Source organism: Eubacterium oxidoreducens (assembly GCF_900104415.1).
In the GTDB taxonomy this organism is placed as follows: Bacteria; Bacillota; Clostridia; order Lachnospirales; family Lachnospiraceae; genus Eubacterium_C; species Eubacterium_C oxidoreducens.
This window is the reverse complement of the sequence record NZ_FMXR01000008.1, coordinates 97,566-121,288: the sequence shown is the minus strand read 5'-3', so window position 1 is coordinate 121,288 and position 23,723 is coordinate 97,566. Positions and strand designations below refer to the sequence as shown.

22 protein-coding genes are annotated in these 23,723 nt (G+C 38.9%); 3 read left to right on the top strand and 19 right to left on the bottom strand.

Translation table 11 applies throughout. The features are described 5' to 3' along the window. Positions 1–57 precede the first annotated feature (57 nt). Positions 58–4,317 (top strand): 2-hydroxyacyl-CoA dehydratase, encoded by a 4,260-nt coding sequence (locus BLS20_RS05930; protein ID WP_090173241.1) that lies wholly within the window; start codon positions 58–60, stop codon positions 4,315–4,317. A gap of 82 nt (positions 4,318–4,399) precedes the next feature. Here the strand turns inward: BLS20_RS05930 and BLS20_RS05925 are convergent, their stop codons facing one another. Then, positions 4,400–5,281: a LysR family transcriptional regulator gene (locus tag BLS20_RS05925; RefSeq protein WP_090173239.1), complete on the bottom strand. Its 882-nt coding sequence runs from the start codon at positions 5,279–5,281 to the stop codon at positions 4,400–4,402. A gap of 113 nt (positions 5,282–5,394) precedes the next feature. Here BLS20_RS05925 and BLS20_RS05920 point away from each other — a divergent pair, with 113 nt between their 5' ends. Further along, on the top strand, positions 5,395–6,312 hold the full coding sequence (locus BLS20_RS05920; RefSeq protein ID WP_090173237.1) for a DMT family transporter: 918 nt from the start codon (positions 5,395–5,397) through the stop codon (positions 6,310–6,312). 194 nt (positions 6,313–6,506) lie between these two features. Here BLS20_RS05920 and BLS20_RS05915 read toward each other — a convergent pair whose 3' ends face one another. From BLS20_RS05915 to BLS20_RS05900, 4 genes are all read right to left on the bottom strand, one after another. Then, entirely contained in the window at positions 6,507–6,731 is a 225-nt protein-coding gene (locus tag BLS20_RS05915) for a putative signal transducing protein (RefSeq protein WP_090173235.1), read from the bottom strand. Between the two features lie 32 nt (positions 6,732–6,763). Continuing rightward, positions 6,764–7,513 carry a flagellin gene (locus tag BLS20_RS05910; RefSeq protein ID WP_090173232.1) on the bottom strand — a complete coding sequence of 250 codons (750 nt, stop codon included), beginning with the start codon at positions 7,511–7,513 and terminating at the stop codon, positions 6,764–6,766. Positions 7,514–7,722: 209 nt separating this feature from the next. Continuing rightward, positions 7,723–8,574, bottom strand: coding sequence for a bifunctional 5,10-methylenetetrahydrofolate dehydrogenase/5,10-methenyltetrahydrofolate cyclohydrolase (locus BLS20_RS05905; RefSeq protein ID WP_090173231.1), 852 nt, complete (start codon positions 8,572–8,574; stop codon positions 7,723–7,725). Position 8,575: 1 nt separating this feature from the next. After that, entirely contained in the window at positions 8,576–9,193 is a 618-nt protein-coding gene (locus BLS20_RS05900) for a cyclodeaminase/cyclohydrolase family protein (RefSeq protein WP_090173229.1), read from the bottom strand. 168 nt (positions 9,194–9,361) lie between these two features. Here BLS20_RS05900 and BLS20_RS05895 point away from each other — a divergent pair, with 168 nt between their 5' ends. Beyond that, positions 9,362–10,147 carry a ZIP family metal transporter gene (locus BLS20_RS05895; RefSeq protein ID WP_242870537.1) on the top strand — a complete coding sequence of 262 codons (786 nt, stop codon included), beginning with the start codon at positions 9,362–9,364 and terminating at the stop codon, positions 10,145–10,147. 105 nt (positions 10,148–10,252) lie between these two features. Here BLS20_RS05895 and BLS20_RS05890 read toward each other — a convergent pair whose 3' ends face one another. From BLS20_RS05890 to BLS20_RS05830, 14 genes are all read right to left on the bottom strand, one after another. Further along, on the bottom strand, positions 10,253–10,579 hold the full coding sequence (locus BLS20_RS05890; protein ID WP_090173227.1) for a hypothetical protein: 327 nt from the start codon (positions 10,577–10,579) through the stop codon (positions 10,253–10,255). A gap of 96 nt (positions 10,580–10,675) precedes the next feature. Continuing rightward, a complete protein-coding gene (locus BLS20_RS05885) occupies positions 10,676–11,134 on the bottom strand; it encodes a DnaJ domain-containing protein (RefSeq protein WP_090173225.1) in 459 nt (152 codons plus the stop codon). A gap of 3 nt (positions 11,135–11,137) precedes the next feature. Continuing rightward, entirely contained in the window at positions 11,138–12,013 is an 876-nt protein-coding gene (locus BLS20_RS05880) for a hypothetical protein (protein WP_090173222.1), read from the bottom strand. A gap of 51 nt (positions 12,014–12,064) precedes the next feature. Further along, the gene (locus BLS20_RS05875; protein ID WP_090173220.1) at positions 12,065–13,648 is read right to left on the bottom strand and encodes a response regulator transcription factor; all 1,584 of its coding nucleotides are present in this window, start codon (positions 13,646–13,648) and stop codon (positions 12,065–12,067) included. Continuing rightward, positions 13,623–15,458: a cache domain-containing sensor histidine kinase gene (locus BLS20_RS05870; protein ID WP_176762312.1), complete on the bottom strand. Its 1,836-nt coding sequence runs from the start codon at positions 15,456–15,458 to the stop codon at positions 13,623–13,625. Before BLS20_RS05870 ends, BLS20_RS05875 begins: the two co-directional genes overlap by 26 nt. Then, the gene (locus BLS20_RS05865) at positions 15,445–16,764 is read right to left on the bottom strand and encodes an ABC transporter substrate-binding protein (protein ID WP_090173215.1); all 1,320 of its coding nucleotides are present in this window, start codon (positions 16,762–16,764) and stop codon (positions 15,445–15,447) included. Before BLS20_RS05865 ends, BLS20_RS05870 begins: the two co-directional genes overlap by 14 nt. 79 nt (positions 16,765–16,843) lie before the next feature. Continuing rightward, entirely contained in the window at positions 16,844–17,251 is a 408-nt protein-coding gene (locus BLS20_RS05860; RefSeq protein WP_090173213.1) for a VOC family protein, read from the bottom strand. Positions 17,252–17,421: 170 nt separating this feature from the next. Continuing rightward, on the bottom strand, positions 17,422–18,777 hold the full coding sequence (locus tag BLS20_RS05855; RefSeq protein ID WP_090173211.1) for an MFS transporter: 1,356 nt from the start codon (positions 18,775–18,777) through the stop codon (positions 17,422–17,424). 409 nt (positions 18,778–19,186) lie between these two features. Continuing rightward, positions 19,187–19,684 carry a hypothetical protein gene (locus BLS20_RS05850; protein ID WP_090173209.1) on the bottom strand — a complete coding sequence of 166 codons (498 nt, stop codon included), beginning with the start codon at positions 19,682–19,684 and terminating at the stop codon, positions 19,187–19,189. Positions 19,685–19,880: 196 nt separating this feature from the next. Continuing rightward, complete coding sequence (locus BLS20_RS05845) at positions 19,881–20,558, bottom strand: hypothetical protein (RefSeq protein ID WP_090173207.1); 678 nt, start codon at positions 20,556–20,558, stop codon at positions 19,881–19,883. A 54-nt stretch (positions 20,559–20,612) separates the two neighbouring features. Next, the gene (locus BLS20_RS13730) at positions 20,613–20,759 is read right to left on the bottom strand and encodes a hypothetical protein (RefSeq protein ID WP_176762311.1); all 147 of its coding nucleotides are present in this window, start codon (positions 20,757–20,759) and stop codon (positions 20,613–20,615) included. Between the two features lie 96 nt (positions 20,760–20,855). After that, complete coding sequence (locus tag BLS20_RS05840; RefSeq protein ID WP_090173205.1) at positions 20,856–21,179, bottom strand: hypothetical protein; 324 nt, start codon at positions 21,177–21,179, stop codon at positions 20,856–20,858. Between the two features lie 90 nt (positions 21,180–21,269). Continuing rightward, entirely contained in the window at positions 21,270–22,949 is a 1,680-nt protein-coding gene (locus tag BLS20_RS05835; protein WP_090173204.1) for a formate--tetrahydrofolate ligase, read from the bottom strand. 175 nt (positions 22,950–23,124) lie between these two features. Further along, the gene (locus BLS20_RS05830) at positions 23,125–23,721 is read right to left on the bottom strand and encodes a cytidylate kinase-like family protein (RefSeq protein WP_090173202.1); all 597 of its coding nucleotides are present in this window, start codon (positions 23,719–23,721) and stop codon (positions 23,125–23,127) included. Positions 23,722–23,723: the final 2 nt, after the last annotated feature.

The window sequence follows — 23,723 nt, the reverse complement described above, 5'->3', positions numbered from 1 at the left end:
CTATTTACTAATCTTATCATAACTAGAAACTATTGTTAAGGACAAAAGGTGAAATTTATGTTAAATGAATCTTTATTCAAATTGGGAGTAGACATAGGTTCTACCACAGTAAAAATAGCATTACTGGATGAGAATAATGAACTAATTTTTTCTGATTATCAGCGTCATTTTGCAAATATTCGCGAAACGCTTTATGATCTCGTCAAAAAAGCAATTGCCAAAACCGGCGATGTAAAAATTGCAGCCATGATTACCGGCTCAGGAGGTCTGACACTTGCTAAGCATCTTGATATACCATTTATTCAGGAAGTTATTGCCGTCTCTTCTGCGCTTCAACACATTGCACCGCAGACGGATGTTGCAATCGAACTAGGTGGTGAAGATGCCAAAATCATATATTTTGAAGATGGTAATATCGAACAAAGAATGAATGGCGTCTGTGCCGGTGGTACAGGTTCGTTTATTGATCAAATGGCCGCTCTTCTCCAGACTGATGCAACCGGTGTTAATGAGTATGCCAAGGATTACAAAGCGATTTATCCAATCGCTGCTCGTTGTGGTGTATTTGCCAAGACCGATATTCAGCCTCTTATTAATGAAGGTGCTACGAAAGAAGATTTATCTGCTTCTATCTTTCAGGCAATTGTGAACCAGACAATATCAGGACTTGCCTGCGGTAAGCCAATCCGCGGACATGTAGCCTTTTTAGGTGGTCCTCTTCATTTCTTAGAGCAGCTTCGAGCAGCATTTATCCGCACGCTCGATTTAGATGATGAACATGCCATTATGCCGGATAATTCCCATCTTTTTGCTGCTATGGGCTCGGCTCTTAATTATGACAAGGAAAAGACCACAACCTTAGCGCAATTAGAAACCCAATTATCCAAACCGATTCATATGGAATTTGAAGTAGCACGTATGGAACCTTTATTTAAGGATGATGCCGCTTATGATGAATTCCGTACAAGACATGGAAAACATCATGTTGAAACACAGGATCTTTCTACTTATGAGGGCAACTGCTACTTAGGGATTGATGCCGGGTCTACTACAACCAAAATTGCATTGATTTCCGAAGATGGCAAACTGTTATATTCTTTTTATAGCAATAACAACGGCTCACCACTTGCAACCTCTATCAAGGCCATCCAGGATATTTATTCCTTGATGCCGGATAATTGCAGCATTGTGCATGCCTGCTCAACAGGCTACGGAGAAGCATTAATCAAATCTGCTTTGCAGCTTGATGAAGGTGAAGTAGAAACCGTTGCCCACTACTATGCCGCTGCATTTTTCAATCCTGATGTTGACTGTATCCTTGATATTGGTGGTCAGGATATGAAATGTATCAAAATTAAAAACCAAACGGTAGACTCTGTTCAATTAAACGAAGCTTGTTCTTCCGGATGTGGTTCCTTTATCGAAACTTTTGCCAATTCCTTGAATTATTCCGTTCAAGACTTTGCAAAAGAAGCTTTATTTGCAAAAAATCCGATTGATTTAGGAACACGTTGTACTGTATTTATGAATTCAAAGGTAAAGCAAGCACAAAAAGAAGGGGCTTCTGTTGCAGATATTTCTGCCGGACTTGCCTATTCCGTTATTAAAAACGCTTTATTCAAAGTAATTAAACTGACCGATGCTTCCGACCTTGGTCAAAATATTGTGGTACAGGGTGGAACCTTCTATAATGATGCCGTTCTTCGAAGCTTTGAGATGATTTCCGGCTGCGAAGCCGTACGTCCTGACATCGCCGGTATCATGGGAGCTTTTGGGGCTGCGCTTATAGCCAAAGAGCGACATGAACAGTGCGCTCGTTCCTCTATGTTAAGTATTGAACAGATCAACAACTTGCAATATGAAACCAAACTTTCAAGATGTAAAGGTTGTACCAACAACTGTCTGCTTACCATTAATAAATTCTCCGGTGGACGTCAATACATTACCGGTAACCGATGCGAACGGGGCCTTGGACAGGAAAAGAGTAAAGAAAAACTTCCGAACCTGTTCGAATACAAACTCAAACGAATATTTGATTATGAACCATTAGACGAAGAAGCTGCCATCAGAGGAAGCGTTGGAATTCCACGTGTTCTTAACATGTACGAGAACTTCCCGTTTTGGGCTACGTTCTTTAACGAACTTAAATTCCGCTATATTCTCTCACCACTTTCTACGAGAGATATTTATGAGATGGGTCTTGAATCTATCCCTAGTGAATCAGAGTGTTATCCGGCCAAACTGGCACATGGACATATTTCATGGTTAATCCGGCACAATCCGGACTTCATCTTCTACCCTGCCATCCCTTACGAAAGACAGGAATTTGATGATGCGGATAACCATTATAATTGTCCGATTGTAACCTCTTATTCTGAAAACATCAAAAACAATGTAGATGAAATCACGAGCGGACAGGTACGTTTCTTAAATCCATTTATGCCATTTACAAATCTCGATGTTCTTTCCGAACGATTAGAGGAAGTATTTGCCAAAGAATTTGATATTCCTGCCTCAGAGACGAAGGCCGCTGCGGCAAAAGCCTGGGCAGAAATGGACAAAGCACGTCAGGATATGTATGACAAAGGAAAAGAAACGCTTAATTATCTAAATGCCAATCATAAACGTGGTATCGTTCTAGCCGGTCGACCTTATCATCTCGACCCGGAAATCAACCACGGTATACCGGAAATGATTAACTCTTACGGATTTGCCATCCTGACAGAAGATTCTATTTCCAACTTAGGTGAAATCGAACGACCTTTGATTGTACTTGATCAGTGGATGTATCACTCAAGACTCTACTGCGCTGCCAATTATGTAAAGAAAACGGATAATCTAGATCTCATTCAGCTTAATTCATTTGGATGCGGACTTGATGCTGTTACAACCGACCAGGTTCGAGATATTCTCGTACAATCCGGCAAAATCTATACCTGCCTTAAGATTGATGAAGTAAATAATTTAGGCGCAGCTCGTATCCGAGTGCGCTCCCTGATTTCCGCAATCAAAGTCAGAGAACGTCAAGAAGAACACCGCAAAGTAGTTCAGGCCAACTATAGTCGTTCTATATTTACAGAAGAAATGCGTAAGAATTATACAATTCTTGCTCCGCAGATGTCGCCAATGCATTTTGATTTATTAGCACCAGCCTTCAACTCTTGCGGATACAACTTAGAAGTTCTAGACAATGATAATAAAGCGGCTATTGATGCAGGCTTAAAGTTTGTAAACAATGATGCCTGCTACCCTTCCATGATGGTGGTTGGACAAGTCATGGATGCTATCACCTCCGGTAAATACGATTTATCAAGAACGGCTATCATGATGAGTCAGACCGGCGGCGGATGTCGTGCTTCTAATTATGTTGGATTCATTCGTCGTGCATTAGAACGAATCGGTCATCCTGAGGTTCCGGTTATTTCTCTAAACCTGTCAAGCTTAGAGCGAAATCCGGGATTCAAGATTTCTCTACCGCTTGCAATCAAGTGTGTGTATGGCGCTGCAATCGGTGATGTATTTATGCGTTGCGTTTACAGAATGCGTCCTTACGAAGCCGTAAAGGGTTCTACGAATGCGTTGCATGAAAAATGGAAAAAAATAGTGATTGAATTTTTAACCAGTAAAAAGATTCCTTCACATCGCAAATTCAAAAAACTTGTGCGAAGCATTATCAAAGACTTTGACGAACTCCCGATTCTTGATATTCAAAAACCAAGAGTCGGAATTGTTGGAGAAATCCTTGTAAAATTCATGCCGGCTGCCAACAACCACCTGGTTGAATTATTAGAAGCAGAAGGTGCGGAAGCGGTCGTACCTGACCTCATTGATTTCTTCTTATATTGTTTTTATAACAACAACTTTAAATACAAGATTCTTGGTATGTCGAAAAAGTCCATGCGCATGTCCAATCTTGGAATCAAGGCAACAGAATGGCTTAGAAAACCGGCACGAATCGCCTTTGAACAAAGTGTTCATTTTGAACCGCCTACTCGCATTGAGACGCTTGCACAATACGCGAAACCATTTGTATCGATTGGTAATCAGACCGGTGAAGGCTGGTTCCTTACCGGCGAGATGGTAGAGCTTATTCATTCCGGTGCACCAAATATCGTATGTACGCAGCCATTTGCATGTCTGCCAAATCATATTGTTGGTAAGGGTGTAATTAAGAAATTAAGACATGAATTCCCAGAATCCAATATTGTCGCAATCGACTTTGACCCTGGTGCTTCAGAAGTCAACCAGCTTAATCGTATTAAACTGATGCTCTCTTCTGCTAAAAATAAAATGGAAAAAGAAAATGTCGGAGCATAAACCATACGTCTTGCAAATCCTTACAAAGGCTTTTGCCCAGTCGCAAAAATCCGGACTCATCTGCAAATGAGTCCGGATTTTCTTATAGCTCTTTCATAATTTTTTCCGTATATTCAATAAATTTTAAAACTGCAGGTGCAGCATCTTTTAGGGAGATTACGGCAATCCCCATTTCCAGGCTATTTGGTGGCTCAAGTGGAAGCGCTTTTAATTTTCCATCCTGCTCTCGATCCTTCATACATGCCCCGTTAACCATGCTGATACCCAGCTCTTTTTCTACCATCTCAAGCACAATATAACTATCAAATGTAGACAGATAAATATCCGGCTTAATCTTATAAGGTGCGAGGATTCTCATCACGTCAAAATCATAGCCATGTTCCGGCATGATAAAGCGTTCCCCTTCAAATTTCTCAATTGGAAAAACTTCTTCTTGTGCCATCGGATGCGTAATCGGCACAACCGCCAACATCGGATCTTCCTTAAGTGGAATCCAATCGTACTTACCACTCATCGCCGAATCATTAAATATCGCAACATCGCTTCTTCCTGTCAGCAATCGTTCTACAATGTCTTGTTGTGTGCCTTCAAACAGATTAATTCGAACCTCCGGATAAATCTGCTGAAATGCGCTGATAATCTCCGGCATCCATGCAGCTGCAAGAGAATGATAAGTATCAACATTCACGGTCCCAAATACCGTACCATTAAGATCCGCCGCAAGCTGCATAAGATGATTCTCCTGCGATACAATTTTATGAATTACCGGAAAAACCATCTCTCCCGCCGAAGTCAACGTAACCCCTTTTTTCCCTCTAAAAAACAAGATTAACTGCAGATCTTCTTCTAATGATTTAATCAGTTGTGACACCCCGGATGATGTATACCCCAGCACATCTGCTGCATTTCGAATACTTCCGGTCTCTGCTGCTGTTAGAAAAGCGCGATATCTTGCTGTATCCATTTTCTCCCCTTCCTTTAAGTTATACTTAATGCTATCCACCACAAAAGTTAGCTTTTCTTTTCTTATGATTTATTATAAAATAGGTACTATGCCAAAACAAGTAGGAGAATATCATGAGAAAAACAACGCAAGGTAACATCATGCTCTTAATCACCTCGCTGATATGGGGGTCTGCATTCGTCGCCCAAAGTGCCGGCATGGATTATGTTGGTCCATTTACTTACAATATGAGCAGAAATTTCATAGGATTCATTGTTTTGATTCCTATCATTTTAATATTTAGACACACAAGTGATTATGAGCAGTCTTTATCGGTAAAAGAACGTCATGACCGTACAAAACGCTCTGTAATCGGTGGAATCTTCTGTGGCATCGTACTGGCTATCGCAAGTAATTTTCAACAAGTCGGAATCAGCATGACCACTGCAGGTAAAGCCGGTTTTATCACAGCACTTTATATTATTATTGTTCCCATATTAAGTGTATTTATCTTAAAGAAAAAGCTTCCTAAAATCATCTGGTTATGTATATTCATTGCAATCACAGGGTTTTATCTGTTATGTATAAAAGAGGGATTTCAAATAACACTTGGCGATTTCCTATGTTTTATATGTGCAATCTGCTTCTCGATTCACATTATTGTAATCGATTACTTTACCAACCAAAATACCAATGGCATTATCATCTCATGTGTACAGTTTTTTGTTGCCGGAATCATTTCTTTCGTCATCATGTGCTTTACTGAAACACCAACTTTGCAAAGTATTTGGGATGCCAAAATCACCATATTATATGCAGGTGCTCTTTCTTGCGGTATTGCCTATACCCTACAGATTCTTGGACAGCGAAGAACTTCCCCCACGGTTGCCACCTTGCTTATGAGTCTCGAATCGGTATTTGCCGCTTTGTTTGGATGGATTATTTTGCGTGAAGCATTGAATACAAAAGAATTAATAGGCTGCGGCCTGATCTTCCTTGCTGTCATACTCGCACAACTTCCATTTAATTTATCACATTCAAAAACCGAGTAAACGACTAATTTTACAAAAAAATCAGAGGCAAAAGAAAAGCCCTTCCAACGAAGGACTTTCTCTAGAATTTATCGTCCGGACAAAATTACAATCGTAATTGCTACCGCCAAAAAAGCAAGAACAATCCAGCTGAAAATACGCCGTCTCGCATTTATATTTTTTCTTTCAACTCCTGTCTTTACGGATAAGGTTTCCTATGTCGAATCTATAAAATTCAGTTGTTTGAGCAGCTTCACCGCCCTCTCATAATCCGTTTCATTTACACAGATTGTCTTCCCGTAAATGGAATTTCCCGTGAGTATTTTTAAATATTGCCCGGCACCCTCATGACTGATGTATCCGGGTATGTTACTTTTTTTCAGCTCACTTAACAAACTTTCCGCCAGCAAATCATCATTGACGGTAATTAATTCTTTCATTTTACTCCCCCCGTCTCTCCGACTGAGTTAAATTATACGAAAAGATTGGTTATCGTTTGTTGCTCATTCTCCTGCTGCTTCTTCTGCATTTGAATCCGATATTGTTCTAACTGGTTTTCCTTCTTTCGGCTTTGATAAGTTTCAATCATATTCTCTAGCTGCTCATCCGCATCCTTTGCCTGCTGTAATAATTTATCCTGATTACTATTATATGCGTAGCTAAGGGCATTATACTGTGCTCCCCCTTGTGAACGCAGAGAAGACACTGTCGAAATCGCATCATCAATTACAGATAAATCAAAATCATCAGATGTCACATCCAGTCCTGTAAGCCCAAGAGCATCCAACGTTGCATTTCCGGTTGTTATCGTTGTTTCACCACCATTAGAATCCGTCGCAATCTTGTACTGCGAATCCGTTCCATCCAAAAGATTGTGTGTATTGTATGTTGTATTCCCAGCCACATCTGAAATACCTTGCAAATATTCTTCAATCTGAGACTGAATAGCAGCCTTATCCGAATCAGATAATGTCGCATTCGATGCCTGTACTGCCAGCTCCCGAATCGACTGCAGATAATCCTGAACACTTGCAAGAGCAGAATCTGATACATTGAGCAATGACTGAGCGGAAGCAATATTATTCGAACCGGCTACAGCACCATTGGTCTGGGTTGTAATTGCTTCCTCAATTGTGGCGCCTGCTGCATCCGTTGCATAATTACTCGATGAAGTATAATCAGAATATGTATAATAACTACTGCTTAGGCTTGAAACTTCCATATAATAAACATCCTTTCGCTAAATATGACTATCTATGTCAAGACTCGCTCGCGAGTCTTGCGCGCCGGATTCGAGTCTGCTTCAGCAGACAAATTCCTGTCCGAATCCGTGCGCATCCTCGCGGAGCGTTTAACTCAGTCGGAGCTTGTACCCCGACTGAGTTAACATATGCATATCGTAACAGCAGAATGTGAATTCTATATGAAAGATTAGAGTTTTTTACATGCAGCCTCTACAACATGAGAAACCAAAACCGCAGTTGTCACTGCTCCCACTCCTCCGGGTACCGGTGTAATTGCAGATACAATCGGATTGACTTCATCAAACATTACATCGCCGCACAATTTTTCTTTCTTTTCGTTCCAGCCAATTCCCACATCAATTACAATCTGACCTTTTGCAAAATACTCCTGTCCAATGCTTTCCATACGTCCGATTCCCACAATAACAATATCCGCATTTTTCGTTGTCTCCGGCACATCTATACTCTTAGAATGTGCAATTGCCACTGTTGCATTCTTATGAAGAAGCATCATGGAAACCGGACGTCCTACGACTAATGATCTTCCTAATACCGCAACTTTCTTTCCCTCCAACAAAACTCCATAATAATCCAGAATTTCTAAAGCTGCCTGCGCTGTACATGGGGCAAATCCAATCTGTGAATTCGTAAATACTCCGGATAATGAGCCGTCTGTACATCCGTCCACATCTTTTGAAGGTCTAAGCATCTGTCTGGCTTTTTCATTATCAATCTGTTCCGGAAGCGGTCGAAACATCAAGATTCCATGAACCCCTTCGTCCATATTTAATGCTTCTAAAGTCTGATAAAACTCATCCGCCGGTACATCATGGGGCAAAATCACTTTTTTAACCGCCACACCAACACTCTCACATCGTTTTACCGCTCCTCTTTCATATGCCAGGTCATCTTGCCTTTCCCCAACTCTCAAAATTGCAAGTGTCGGAATAACTCCCTGTTCTGCAAGTTTTACAACCTGTCTTTCCATCTTTTTATTTAATGCCTGCACAACCGGTGCACCTTTTAATAATATTGCCATCTTATTTAATTTCCTCTAATACTTTTTGATAAATAATATCTGCCTTATCACAATACTCCAAAAGCAGCTGATCTGCCTCTCGCACAAGAGCTGTTGCATATTTTCTATCCTTCATAGACTTTGCATTAATATAGACATTTAATACTGCCGCTTGCATTGCTGCTTTTGCAATAATAGCAGCGCATCCCGCATCAGAAAGCGCAAGCTTGGATCCCATCTGTGCAAATCCATCTATCAGTTCAATGCAAGTGGCACATGCTCTCATAATATCCATCGGTGCCGTGCATGCTGTCTGCAATGCTTCCTCCATAATCACCTGCCTGGATGGATCATCTTTTGGTATGCTGTAAGCTTTCGCCAATGGATGAAAACATTGTGCATCTGCATCAATCAATTCTAAGAGCTCATTTTGCATATGTTTTGCTTTCTGCATAAGCTCAAGAATATCTTGTTCTACCTCTTTGTATTTCTTCTTTCCAACCGTCAATTCTCCAACCATATTGCCAAGAGATATACCAAGTGCTCCAACATAAGCACTTACGCCTCCACCTCCCGGAGTCGGCTTAGAAGATGCTGCATCCTCTGCAAAGCCCGTTAGAGAATATTTCTTGTATTCCATATTCACATTCTCTCCTAACATATTAATACTGTTCCTATTCTATCATACACTTAGGGCTTTCGCCTAGAAAACAATTATTCTATATAACATTGTTCTTTCTAATTGCAGTTTGTTGTAACTACCCTTTTGTGATATACTTATATCAATCTGACATTTTAGGAGAATCTGTTGAATATACAAGTACTTGAAGGCATTCTCATACCGTTTGCCGGGACCTCACTAGGAGCGGTATGTGTCTTTGCCATGAAACAAAACCTTAAAGAAAATGTACAAAAAGGACTGATTGGATTTGCTGCCGGCGTTATGGTAGCCGCATCCATCTGGAGTCTGATTCTTCCAGCCATCGAACAGTGTTCTTACCTGGGACGCATGGCTTTTTTGCCTGCTGTAATAGGTTTTTGGCTTGGTATCTTATTCTTACTTTTACTTGATACCATGACTCCTCATCTGCATTTAGGCAGTAAAAAAGCAGAAGGCTTATCCTCCCACTTAAGTCGAAGTTCTATGCTTGTTCTAGCGGTAACGATTCATAATATCCCGGAAGGTATTGCTGTAGGTGTTGTCTATGCCGGTTGGCTCCATCACCAACCCGGAATCACTATAGCTGCCGCACTTTCCTTATCCTTAGGAATCGCCATTCAAAACTTTCCGGAAGGTGCCATCATCAGTATGCCTCTTTGTTCAGAAGGAATCGCAAAGAAAAAATCCTTTATTCTAGGTATTTTATCCGGCATTGTAGAACCTGTTGCGGCACTTGCTACAATTGCAATTTCAAGCATTTTAGTTCCTGCTCTTCCGTATCTTCTTTGTTTTGCAGCAGGTGCTATGCTCTACGTTGTTGTAGAAGAACTAATTCCGGAAACAGCCGGCAGAAAGCACCATTCGAATGTCGGCGTTTTACTGTTTGCAATTGGCTTTTCTGTCATGATGACTTTAGATGTCGCTCTTTCCTAAAAAAGATTGATTTAAAAATTAATGTTAGTATTGCCAATAAATTACCCACCACCTAAAGGTAGTGGGCTGTCAAGACTCGCTCGCGAGTCTATTTAAAAATATGAATTAAAATTCATCCAAAAACTCAAAATTATCCGGATCAATTCCGTTATCTTCAAGCACCTCTCGTCTTTCATCATAATCCATCATGGCCCATTGCGCTCTTGTCAGGCCGATTGTTAAAAAAATTTCCTCCTCATTCTCCTCATCACAATCATCAAAATCATCATAAATGCGAAAACTATCCTCTTGATCAACTGCAAACGTTTTTTCATCATCCTGAAAGATAAACTCCATCTGTTCAGCTCGTTCTCCAGGGTCAATCAAATCATCCTGATTATAATCAAACAATTCATCCAAACCATTTTCTACTTCATCATCAAAAAATCCCATATCATGCCCTCCGATCATCCTTGCTGTTGTCTGTCTACAAATACATTATAAGAAGAACAAAGTACCATATTTCGGGAGCATCCTCATTGCTCTCATTTATTTATCTTGTTCTTCTTTTGCTTTGTCAAGCAAAGATTGAATTAATTGAGCCGCACGAATTGCCCGAATTGCTTCCATAGCATCTTTATATTGCTGCTTTTGTTGCTTTTCACGTTCATTTCGATTGTGAACCTCTTTCGTCCTGCGTGCAAATTCTTCCTTGCGTCTTTGCCTTTGTTTTTGATATCTCTTATCAAAAGTAGCATATGAACTATCCTTGTAATAACCGGTATCTTTGCCAAGGATTTTTCCCATAGGCTTCTCCTTTACCGCAGGATGAGAGCACAAAAAATCATAGGCCTTTACGATGGCATCATAATGTTCTGCATCTCCAGTCTCTCCGGCATCCGGATGATATATCTTTACAAGAGTTTTATATGCTTTTTTGATTTCTTCCTCGCTCGCATCCGTACGGACTCCCAATGTACGACAAGCCAAATATCTAATCTGATTCATAAACTATTTAATCTCACTTAAACGTTCTAACACCAGTTCCTCAAATTCAGGCTTTGCAAAATAATAGGCAAAACTTTGTAAAACCTTTTTCTTGCGAAAACCTCTTCCGTCCAGCTTAAAATGACGAAAACCTGCATCATAATATTTCCCCATAACTTCTTCAACACGAATAAATGATGCATTCTTTTTTATCTCTTCAAAACTGCGGTTAATATTCATACATGGTGCAAAATCAGCTGATGCATATTCCAGCTGTGCCTCTCCAACTGCCCGATAATGCTCCTGTCTCCTTTTACAATCATCCGCGCAATAATGATTAACGATTAATTCAATTTTATCCTTATGATCTATTGCAAATAATTCATCGGTATGATTAAGTGCCGAGTCTAATACCACTAAATCATAATCCTTTTGTAATTCCTTTAAAAAGGAATCCATCTTACCGATACACTTTGTCGTCGATGAGATATAATGATAATCTGGATAATTTTCCCTTAAAAATTCTTCGAGCACAGACGAATTCACGAGCACATCATTTTTCCCGTTATGTGCCAATCTCATGCAAAGATTACAATACGTATCTAAAACATGCCACTGCTCAAGAATCGGATTTGTATACGTATAGCGAATTGCAATTCCCCTTTTATTATATTCTTCTACCGCATATACAATATCATCACGCGATGCCGCTCCTATAACAACACGTCCACCATTCCATATATTTCCCGGAAAACATCCATAAGCTGCTCTGATTCGAATATTCGAATAAAAGTATTGTGGCTCTTTTTTCATCCAATCATGCAGATAAGTAATATATTTAAAATTTCCATAGAATTCCGGAAGATAGTAATTGATTTCATCCATATCGTAATTATACAATAGAATCCTCCAAACCGCCACAAAACCAGGGTAATTGCGTATTTACAATAATTACCTTAAGGACTTTTTATAATCCATTGGACTCATCTTGTATTTTGCACGAAAAGCATCTACAAAGCGCCTAACATTATTATACCCTACGGCCTCACCAATCTGATAAGTTTTCATATCGGTATCAAGCAAAAGTTTCATCGCCTCCGCCATACGAATACCTGTCAAATAAGATTTGAAATTCTCTCCGGTCTCCTTCTTAAACATCGCACTAAAATAATTCTGACTCACACAGGCTACCTGTGCCACCTTTTTCACCGAAAGATCCTCCATATAATGCTCACGAATGTACTTTTTGACCTGCTCAATAGAACTTGCCTCGTAAACACGATCGTTTTGATAAATTTCTGCTACAAGACGTTCATAAAACTTCATCACAACTTTGTGAAGCTGCGAAAAACTGATTGAATTTTCAATCTTCGTTTGCAACTCCTCAGTCCCATGTTCTCCATCTTTTGGCAATAACGAATATTGTTTCATTTTAAAACTAAGTTCATCAACCATGTTAATCACCCTGGTCTTAACAGCATACGGATTTCCATAATGAATTTCATGAATCATTAAAAGCGCACTGTCGACCTGTTCTAAAACACATCCATCTTTCAATAAGATTGATTGGAATACTTCTTCTAACTGCTTAGAATACTCCTCAAAAGAAACTTTGTAATCCTTATGCATATGCTCAAAATCAAGCACTGCACGCTCTTCAAAGAAATAATTGGCAAATGCGAACTTCGCCGTCTTATAAACATTCTTAAGCTGGGTTATATTTTCCGTACGCATGCCAATTCCGATATGGAGATCCACATCATATTCCGCTTCAAGCTCACTGCGAATCGGCTGTATATATCGTTCAAAAAATCCCACCGTCTCTTCTCTTGGCAAGACGGCTATCATATGAATCACATCCTCATCCTTTTTAACAGCAAACCCCAATCGTTTATCTTTAAAATACTCTGTTAATCTGTTAAAAATAGAAAACTGTGTCAAATGATACTTTGTCAAAGACTGCATACGTAGCCTTTTAATATCCGGAGGCAATATTCCAAAGCTAATGCCTACAAAGATTTTATTGGTCAGGTCAATCTGTGATGCTTCAAAACTTTTTTTCAGTTCCTTGCTGTCAACTTCATTTCCCTCGTTAATCTTATGAAATAAAACTTCAATTTCATCCTCTGTTTCTTTAAATAACTCGCTCACGGAATGTTCTTCTGCTAGTGCAATTGCCTTTTGTAAAGAATCTTCCAGGTCTGATTCTCCAACCGGCTTTAGCAAATAATCGACCGCTCCTTGTGCAAGAGCCTCCTGTGCATAGGAAAATTCCTGAAAACCACTGATAAATATGAACTTAACATCTCCGTTTCCGGCCTCTTTTACTTTTTTTACAACCTCTAATCCTGTAAGGCCAGGCATCTTAATATCAGAAATTACAATCTGCGGATGTTTATCCATAATTTTGTCTAGTAATTCGTTTCCGTTTTCCGCCTCATCCACCAATGTAAGATCAAGCTTTTCCCACGGAATCATCTTTTTTAGTCCATTTAATATAACAGCCTCATCATCGGCCATGATTACTTTCTTCATCTGCTTCCTCCCATATCGGTAAGCGGAAGGTTACGATTGTCCCCATTCCTTCAATACTTTCTACTACGAACCCATATTCTTCTCCACAGCTCAACCGAATTCTGTCATACACATTCTTCATTCCGATACTCAAAATGCCATCCTGATCACGGTATCCGATTGGCTGGTTTTGTAAACTATCCATGATATGAGTAACCAGTTCTTCACTCATACCCACTCCATCATCCATAACTGTCACCATTAAAAATGACTCTTGTCTTGATACTTCAACTGCAACGCGACCCTTTTTGTTCTTCGGCCGAATTCCATGCTTAATTGCATTTTCTACAATCGGCTGAAAAAGCATTTTCAAAGTCATAAGCCTAGCATCCTCATCACTCAGACTAACATGAAAATCAAAAGATTCCCGAAAGCGAACCTGCATAATAACGGCATATTCTTTCAGCATATTTATTTCATCAAGAATTGGTACTCTTTCCGCTTGTTCTCCAAGAACATAGCGCAGCTGCTTTGCAAGAGACTCTAATAATTTCGCCGTCTTACGATCCTCTTGATCTAATGCTGTCATGCGAATCACATCAAGCGTATTGTACAGATAATGTGGCTGAATCTGCATTTTTAACGCATTTAATTCTGCATTCTGTCTACAGATTTTAGCCATATAGACCTCTTTAATATAAGCATCAAGATCTTCCACCATCTTGTTAAACCCATCAATAATATAAGCCATCTCATCCTTAGATTCACTTTTGGCCCGAACAGACAGATCGCCCGTCTGTACCTTCTCCATAACACGTTTAAGCTCAACAACCGGAGATGATATCCATCTTGAAAAATTCATGTACAAAATAAGCAAGGTGAACACAACAAAGCAAAGGATTAATACCAACATCAGCTTGCTATGACCAATATTCGAATAAGCAATCTCTTCATCTGCAACCACAACGGAATATATATCCGTATCTTCAATCTTCTCATAGATCACAAGCATATGGTCTTTGGAAATAAAATATCCTGAAGAATCCTTCATATTATCCACATAATCACCTAGAGGATCGGCTCCATCTATATAATCCTCATCGTTTTCACTATACAAATATCGTTGTTCTTCTTTTAGATAGAGGTAGACTTGTGCATGATCCAATTGCATATTGTCAACAACTTCTCCAATGTTCTCGACATTAATATCCATGTACATCGTTCCAAGTGGTTTTTCCTGAATACTCTTCACATTGGAAATATTCATAAAATTTCGCCTTATGACAAAGACAAAATCATCCGAATTAATACAAAACTTACTTTCTTGCGTTGCCGCATAAATCGTAAGAGATGTATCCGCCATCGCCTCATCGTATTTGTCCCCTGCATATGAGGTATAAAAATCGGCTCCCTTTCTTAATGTCTTATTCGGATCAAAATAATACGAATAAACATTCCCTGCATTATCTGCAAATCTTTCCGATGATATGTATTCGCTTTGTGCGATTAAAGTTCGAAACATCTTTTGCATATATAAAGCCTTTTCGCTTTGCTGCATATCTTCATCTTGAAGAACCTCTGCTAAAGTCTGTTCGCCATCATCATAGTCATACATCACTTCCATCACAGAATCTACAGATTCCAGAATGTCTTCAACATTTCTGGTAAAATAATTGGTAATCTGACTGTAATTACTTACCATAACATCACGAACCACTTTGTATTCACGAACAAAGAAGAAAAACACGCAAACCAAAAGCGGTAACATACCACACAGCAAAAAAGCCAATGTCAGTTTTTGGAAGGTCGACTGTATTTTAATTTTCTTCATCGTCATCTTCCCCCGCACTCTGATATTTTTCCCAACATTGTTGCAGCTGCTTTTGTGTTTTTTGAATGCTATTCTCACCCTGCAACATCTTTTGAATCAGGGAAAGCATTTCATTTTCAAAGCCTTCCGGAGTATCCATATCGCCCACATAGCCGGTAATATGCTTTTCTTCTCCATAAAAAGAATCTACCACATCTGTTTGAAACTCATCTTGTTCATAACTTATGCTCTCTACTGTTGTCGAAAATGATGTAATTCCATCCAAAACCTGCTCATAATTATCCGTCGAATAAAAATAAGTTAAAAATCTACTTGCTGCCTCTAACTTCTCCTCATCTAGCTGACAATCTTTTGAAATTGCAAAAAATGTATCCCGATTTTCTCCAATATAAACCTGTCCATCTTCATCCGGCAGATAAAACCATCCCCAGGATGTCGAGTCTGCCAAAGCCGTAACCTCTGCCGTCACCCACGGACCTGTCATAGCCATTGCGGTTTCTCCTTCTGACAGAAGATACGGCAAGGAACCATCCGTCGTACTAAGCCAATCACTATTAACATATCCTTTATCAAATAATGTCTTAAGCTGACTTAACATATGGGTAATATTTGAATCCGTCCATGCAACACTTCCTTCACTACAATCACTTAACCAGTTTTCATTTTGCGAAAGAATACAGGTTCTCATATAATAATTTATCCAAAACTCCATATGCCATAAATCACTACCACCAATCCCAATCGGTGTAATATGATGGCTCTTTAGTACTTCACAGCATTCTAAAAATTCTTCATAAGTTGTCGGTTCGCTAAGATTATACTTTTCAAATATTTGCTTATTATACATAATCCCGGACGTTGTATTTACAATACCTACCGCATAGGTATCTTCCCCAACCTTATAGAGATTTTCCTCACTTATAAGTTTGGTAACCTCCTCCGGTATGACCCCAAAGATTCCATTTTTCACATAAGACTGTGGTGCCTTTACCTGTACAATATCTCCAAGTTCATTTCTTGCTATGAGCTTATTTAATATTTTTTCATAAACAGAGTCTCCATAATTCACTTCCGCAACAATTTTAACATCCGGATTACTCTCTTCAAAATCTGTAACTGCCTGCTCGATCGCACTGTCCCACATAGCATTTTGGTATGCATAAACCAATGTTAGTTCTGTCACCTTCTGCTCTTCCTTTAGCGTTTCTGATTTCGGTTTTCCGAACAGATATAAACAAAGCAAAAGAAGTGCAAAGGCCAAAATCAATATGATGCCATAACTCGTCTTGATAAACTCTTTTTTCATAAATATCCTTTAGCAAATTTTTCTCAATATATGGGAAAAAGACCCGCTCAGATATCCATTATCTGCCAGGCCCCCATTTTTACTTCTGAATAAATTCAATCAGCACTCCATCCGGATCTCTTACAAACATGACAGACTCTGTCCCCATCGTTACTTCATGTGCGATATCCACACCATTTTTTACAAACCTTTCGCGAAGCGCTGGCATATTGTCTGTCCTGATTGCCATATGCTTTGTTCCTACTGTCTGCAAGTCAGAATTTGGCATTTTTCGTTCTTCCGGAATTGCCTTTGGTTCGTCATATTGAAACAATTCAATCTCAAATCCATTTGGATCTGCAATAAAACAAATTCTTGCTCCAAGTGGTGGAGCATATTCATCCTTTACTTTTTTAAATCCTATATTTTCTTCATACCATGCAAGAGAACGTTCCATATCCATAACGCTGATTCCTACATGAAGGACATTACATACATTTGCTGCCATACTAACAACCTCCTATTTATTTCATTCCCTTATAATTAATTATAATAAATCATGTTTTTTTTACAATAACGATATCCCATCTAATTGATGTGAATATCTGTCTTGTAAAAATGACTTCTGCTTATTGCAGAAGCCATTTTCACAAACTAATTATTTTGAGAGTAACATTTCTAATTTACATTATCTGCCAAATTCTCCTGTGCTGATGCATACATACGGTCTGCAGCATTCGCATCTTTTAACTTCAGCATAGAAATTGTTGCAACTAAACCAATAATGATTACAACAATAAGAATTCCATATCCCATAGTTGCTTTTCCCTGATTAATCAAGATAACCATCATCTGAGCTGCAAAAGCTGAAGGGATGAGCTGGATTGCCATAATAATTCTGTTTGCTGACTGATATTCTCTACGGCCATATGCATAAGATGTAATACATGGATGAAGTGTTGGAACACCACCTGTCATACAAGCTACGCCAATTCCCCAACCAATCATAAGAGGCACCGAACCGCCTTGTGGCTGAAGCATTAAGCAAAGAACCGGAATAAATTCACAAAGTCCCAAAACGATGGAAGCCTTTATAGAACCAAACTTATCATCGAGGAATCCAAACACATAAGACATTGGAATACCAAGCACAGCACCAACAGCTAACCATTTTGTTGCAACGCCTACCCATGCTACGGTTGGATCTCCACCACCTAACGCAATATAACGAGCTGCCATAGATCCCATACAAGCATTAATGATAAACTGAAATGCACCGAACGCAATAATAAGTTGCCATCCCTTTTTCTGGCTTAATACCTGACGTACCGTAAGTTTAACTTCATCAATTTTCTCAGAAACCGGCGCATGATCAAATCCATCCGGATAACATCCCACATCTTCCGGTGTATCTCTAACAAAGAGCGCCACAACAACGATGATTACAATAATAACAACTGCGATTCCTACATAAAAATATCTGTAATCTCCATCAAATTTATCTTGAATGACAGAAGACATCAAACCAGTACCAACTACCGAGAACAGCGGAGAACCGATTGTTACGATACCCATAATCTGTCCACGGAATTTGATAAACCAGTTTGCAACAAGCATGAAGCCTGCCATCTGAAGAATCATACATCCGCATCTTACTACAAATAATGATACAAAGAACAACGCATAGTTTCCTGATGCCGCACCACCATTGCAGTCAAGACCGTTAGCCCCAACAATTCCAAACACGCCAATAGCTGTAATAATCAACACTACCATAAGTGGTTTCTTTACGCCAAACTTTACAAATAAAGTACCATAAAGAAATGTTAATGGAATACATACAAAGTTACCAACTGTCATTGGCAAAATTGTTGCATTTTGACTCCAGCCCCCATTTGCTTCAGTGATAAAAGACCAAATAATGTTGATCTGGTCATTTTGCAGTCCTGAATACAGGAACATGAAAATGACACCTAAGATACATAATAGTATCGCATTTGCGAGGAACTTTCCTCTGTTAGCATTACTTGCCATAATAAAAATACCTCCTTTTCTAAGATACCTTCTTATAAGGTTCTTTAGAAATTTTTTATAGTTTCTTTATGAATATATTATGGCACAGGTTTCCATCTAATAAAACGACCTTTTCTGTGCTAAATGTGTCATTTTCTTAGAAGGTTTATAGTTGGTATATACCTAAAGAGCAATTTGATCTCGTTCTCGATCCAGTCTTCGATTTCGAAACCACAAACACATATCAATACTTACTTCTATAATATTTAAGAAATAAAATACAAACCCCAAATAAAAAAGCCAGTCAAATTCGCCCCCCTGCGAAATCTGTAAGAACTTACGAACAATCCCACATACTTTTCACTTGCTTCTAACCTCTTAGCTGCTTTATTCAAATTCAGGAATGCTTTAATTATAAATCTGTTATATTTTAAATTTTATAAACGACTTTTACTTGCACTACACCTGTTCCTACACAGTTATATGTATCAGTTGGATTAAAGTTTCCAAACACTGGGACTTGGTAAACAACTCTAACACTACTTGATGTAGTAGAAACAGATTGAACGATTGGTGATGATGCGTATCCGCAGGTAAGTGCTACCGACAACTTTATACGTTTTAATGTTGTATTATTATCAACATACGTTTTAGTAACTTTTGACTGATACACATTTCCTTTACTTGTCAACGGCACCTTTAACTTATAAGTATAATTTTTTGCTATTGTATTACAGGTTCCGAACCCTATACCGTAATGATAGGTGCATGATACTGATTTTATTGTTCCACTTACTGTCTCAGTGCTTGCAGCCTCCACTGTAACTATAAATAGATTATTGATTCCATTACTTGTTGCAATGGATCCAAATCCAAATACAATAAGACACCCAATTATGATAATCGGCATTTTAAATTTTACTTTCATTTTCCCTCTCTCCTCTCTAACTTGTTAATCCCCTCATTTCATAAAGCAACCTAAAAATATTCTATCAAAAAAGAAAAAGAAGAAATGTTTTCTCACACTTTTCTAAGAAAGTGACATGTTTTTATATTTTTCAAACAAAAAGCTATCGCTTTTAATAACCACATTATCTAAAGCGATAGCCTAAAATCATTTTATATTATTTGTATTTGTAAGTTGTCTTTATTTTTTTTTCACCATTAACATATGCAATAGTTGTCTTCAAGCACCCCTTAGAAACACCTTTTTTGTAATAGGTATTCTTATAAGTATATTTTACTTCAGAATAAGTAACATTACCACTTTCATCGCTAGAGTAACTATAATCAGTCTTATATAAATATACATCAACTCCTGCTGCATCAGTCTTATATTTTGACTTACTATGAACAGTACCGTCACTATTCATTATTGTTTCATATGTATAGCCCTTTTTATAAGAATATTTTAACTGATATTCTGTAGCTGTTCCATTTGCGTCATATTCTGTAACTGTTCCGTCCGTTCTCTTTCCTTTTTTGTTGAAATTATATGACTCTTTCGTCAACAACTCACCTTCCACGTAGTATGCATAACTCTTTTCAACACCTTTTTTAGTATATGTATAAATGTACTTAGTTATCAGATTATTACTACTATCATAAACTTTTCTTACCGTTTTTTTTACATGTTTCAAGGACTTGTCGTAATAGGTGCTTTTGACCACCTCTTTTCCTTGATAGCTTTTTCCTACATATATCTTTCCCGTGGCGGTAACCGTCTTTCCTTTTTTCTTATATGTATACTTCATATTTGACGAATAATCTTTAGCTCCATCACTATAAGAAGCTGTATTCACTTTTTTTATAGCTCCTGACTGCGTATACACATACGAAACCTTGTTACTTAATGACTACCCCTCATCACTTTGATAATAATACTTTACACTGCTCAATTTCGGTGTTGTTTTAGCATACGTCATTGTTGGTAAAGCAACAGCCGTTAACAACACGGCAAAGGCGATTACCAATGCACTAATTTTAGATTTTTTCTCCCTCATAATTATGCCTCCTTGATTTTTTTGCTCGACATTTATTAACCAAGCTATGAATATATTATTTGAAAAAAAAAAAAATCAAGTCTTTTCGCAAATTTTCTAAGAAAACCGACATTTTTCTTGATTTTTGTCCATTTCTCGATCCAATCTACGATTACGAAACCATAAGCACATATCAATTGTCACTTCGGCAATATTTAGAAAATAAAAAATAAATGCCAAATAAAAAAGCCAATCAAACTCTCCACCTTGCAAGATCTGCAAAAATTTACGTACAATTCCGCACACATAACCAAACCAGATAAACACTTCGAATACAACACTTTTTCCCTTTGCCGTCCTTGAAACCCACGACTTTCGAATCGAAACCGGCCAGGATAATCCCCAGCAAAAGATCATTAACGCTTCTAATAAATTAATCATTCTCTACCATTCCTTTCCAATTCTCAACATACTCAAAAAAACAGACCTTTGACTGCTCGCCAAAAGTCCGTCTTTTTTGTTCTATTTTCTTTAGAAGAGTCCTGTAATAACTCCATTCTCATCAATATCAATTTTCTCAGCAGCAGGTACTTTCGGAAGACCCGGCATAGTCATGATATCACCGGTAAGTGCCACAATAAATCCGGCTCCTGCTGATACCTTAAGATTACGAACCGTAACGGTAAATCCTTTCGGTGCTCCAAGAAGCTTCGGATTATCCGAGAACGAATACTGCGTCTTAGCCATACAGATTGGAAGATTTCCATAACCAAGTTCTTCTAATTTCGTAAGTTGCTTTTTGGCTCCGGCAGTCAGCTCTACACCATCCGCATGATAAATCTTCTTGCAGATTGCCTCGAGCTTCTCTTCAATGCTAAGATCAAGCTCATAGGACTGCTTAAAGTGATTCGGCTCCTCGCACAAACGAACAACTTCTTCAGCTAAAGCCTTTCCGCCTTCGCCGCCCTTAGCCCACACTTCAGAAAGTGCAACATTTACACCGAGCTTCTTGCATTCTGCCTCTACCATGTCGAGTTCTGCCTTGGTATCGGTTGGGAATGCATTAATCGCAACCACGCAAGGAAGACCATAGACATCTTTAATATTGCCGACATGCTGCAACAGATTTGGAAGACCTGCTTTCAGTGCTTCTAAGTTCTCTTCATTCAAATCATTCTTCGCAACTCCGCCATGATACTTCAGTGCACGAACAGTTGCTACCACAACAACTGCAGAAGGAGTTAATCCTGCCACGCGACATTTAATATCCAGGAACTTCTCAGCTCCAAGATCTGCGGCGAAACCGGCTTCTGTAATCGTATAATCAGAAAGCTTAAGTGCCATCTTTGTAGCGGTAATAGAGTTGCATCCATGTGCAATATTGGCAAACGGACCACCATGAATCAGTGCCGGTGTTCCTTCCAGTGTCTGCACAAGATTTGGCTTTAAGGCATCCTTAAGAAGTGCAGCCATGGCACCTTGTGCTTTCAGATCCTTTGCCGTCACAGGTTCTCCGGAATAGGTATATCCAACAACAATTCTAGACAAACGTTCTTTCAAATCTGTAATATCAGAAGACAGACATAAGATTGCCATAATTTCAGATGCAACCGTAATTTCAAAACCATCTTCACGAGGTACTCCCTGCATCTTACCACCAATACCGTCAATCACGTGGCGAAGCTGGCGATCGTTCATATCTACAGCTCTCTTCCAGGTAATCTGCTTAGGATCGATACCAAGCGCATTGCCCTGCTGAATATGATTATCAAGCATTGCGGCAAGCAGGTTATTCGCAGCACCAATTGCATGGAAATCACCGGTAAAGTGAAGGTTAATATCTTCCATCGGAACAACCTGTGCATATCCACCGCCGGCAGCTCCACCTTTGATTCCAAAGACCGGTCCAAGAGATGGCTCTCTTAACGCAACGACTGTCTTCTTACCGATTTTTCTCATTCCATCTGCAAGACCAACGGAAGTTGTCGTCTTACCTTCTCCAGCCGGAGTCGGTGTGATTGCAGTAACAAGAATCAACTTACCATCCGGTTCGTTTGCTTTGTCTTTGAGCATCTGATAATCAATCTTCGCCTTGTAATTACCATAAAGTTCTAAATATTGATCATCAACTCCTGCAACCTTCGCAATCTCCGTAATCTTTTGCTTTTCACATTCCTGAGCGATTTCAATATCTGTCTTGTAATCTGCCATGATTCAATGTCTCCTTTTTTGTTTTAAACAGTTTTCTCTTAATAAAATTTTCCTACGCCTCTATTTTAATGCTTGTATACAAATTCATCAAGAGCTTTCATTTTAGTAACTGCAAAAAAAGAAGAACCCCTGACATATTCTGTGATAGTAAATATCATCGGTTCTTCCTGATTCATTATATTTCAATATCTTTTTTTCTATGCTTTATAAAATGATAAATCAGCTCTGCACTTTCTTCCAATCCGAGTTGTGAAGTATCGATGCACAAATGAAAGTTCTGGCAATCTGCCCAGCGCTGTTGTGTATAGAACTGATAATAACCTGCCCTTTCGTGGTCGGTATCCTTAATTAAACGTTCCGCTTTGGAAATAGAAATCTCCTCACGTCTTGCCACACGAGCAATTCGATCTCCTAAAGGAGCAGTGATAAATATATTAACCGTATTCTCAAAATCCTTCAGAACATAATCCGCGCAATGGCCAACAAAGACACAGTCACTTTGCATCGAAAGTTCCCGAATCAGCTTGGACTGTTGATTAAATATCTCAGCCGGAACCGACTGGCCTGCAAAATAATATGGATGTGCCGGTCTTTTTTCATCTTGTCTGGTAACCGCAGCCTCAGCCTGTTTATAACGTTTTGCGGTCTCCTTAATGAAAGCCTCTTCATCATAACACGGGATAGAAAGCTTCCCAGCAACCATCTCAGCCACATAATGACCGCCGCTCCCCTTTTGTCTTCCTATATTAATAATAAGATTATCCTTCTTCATTA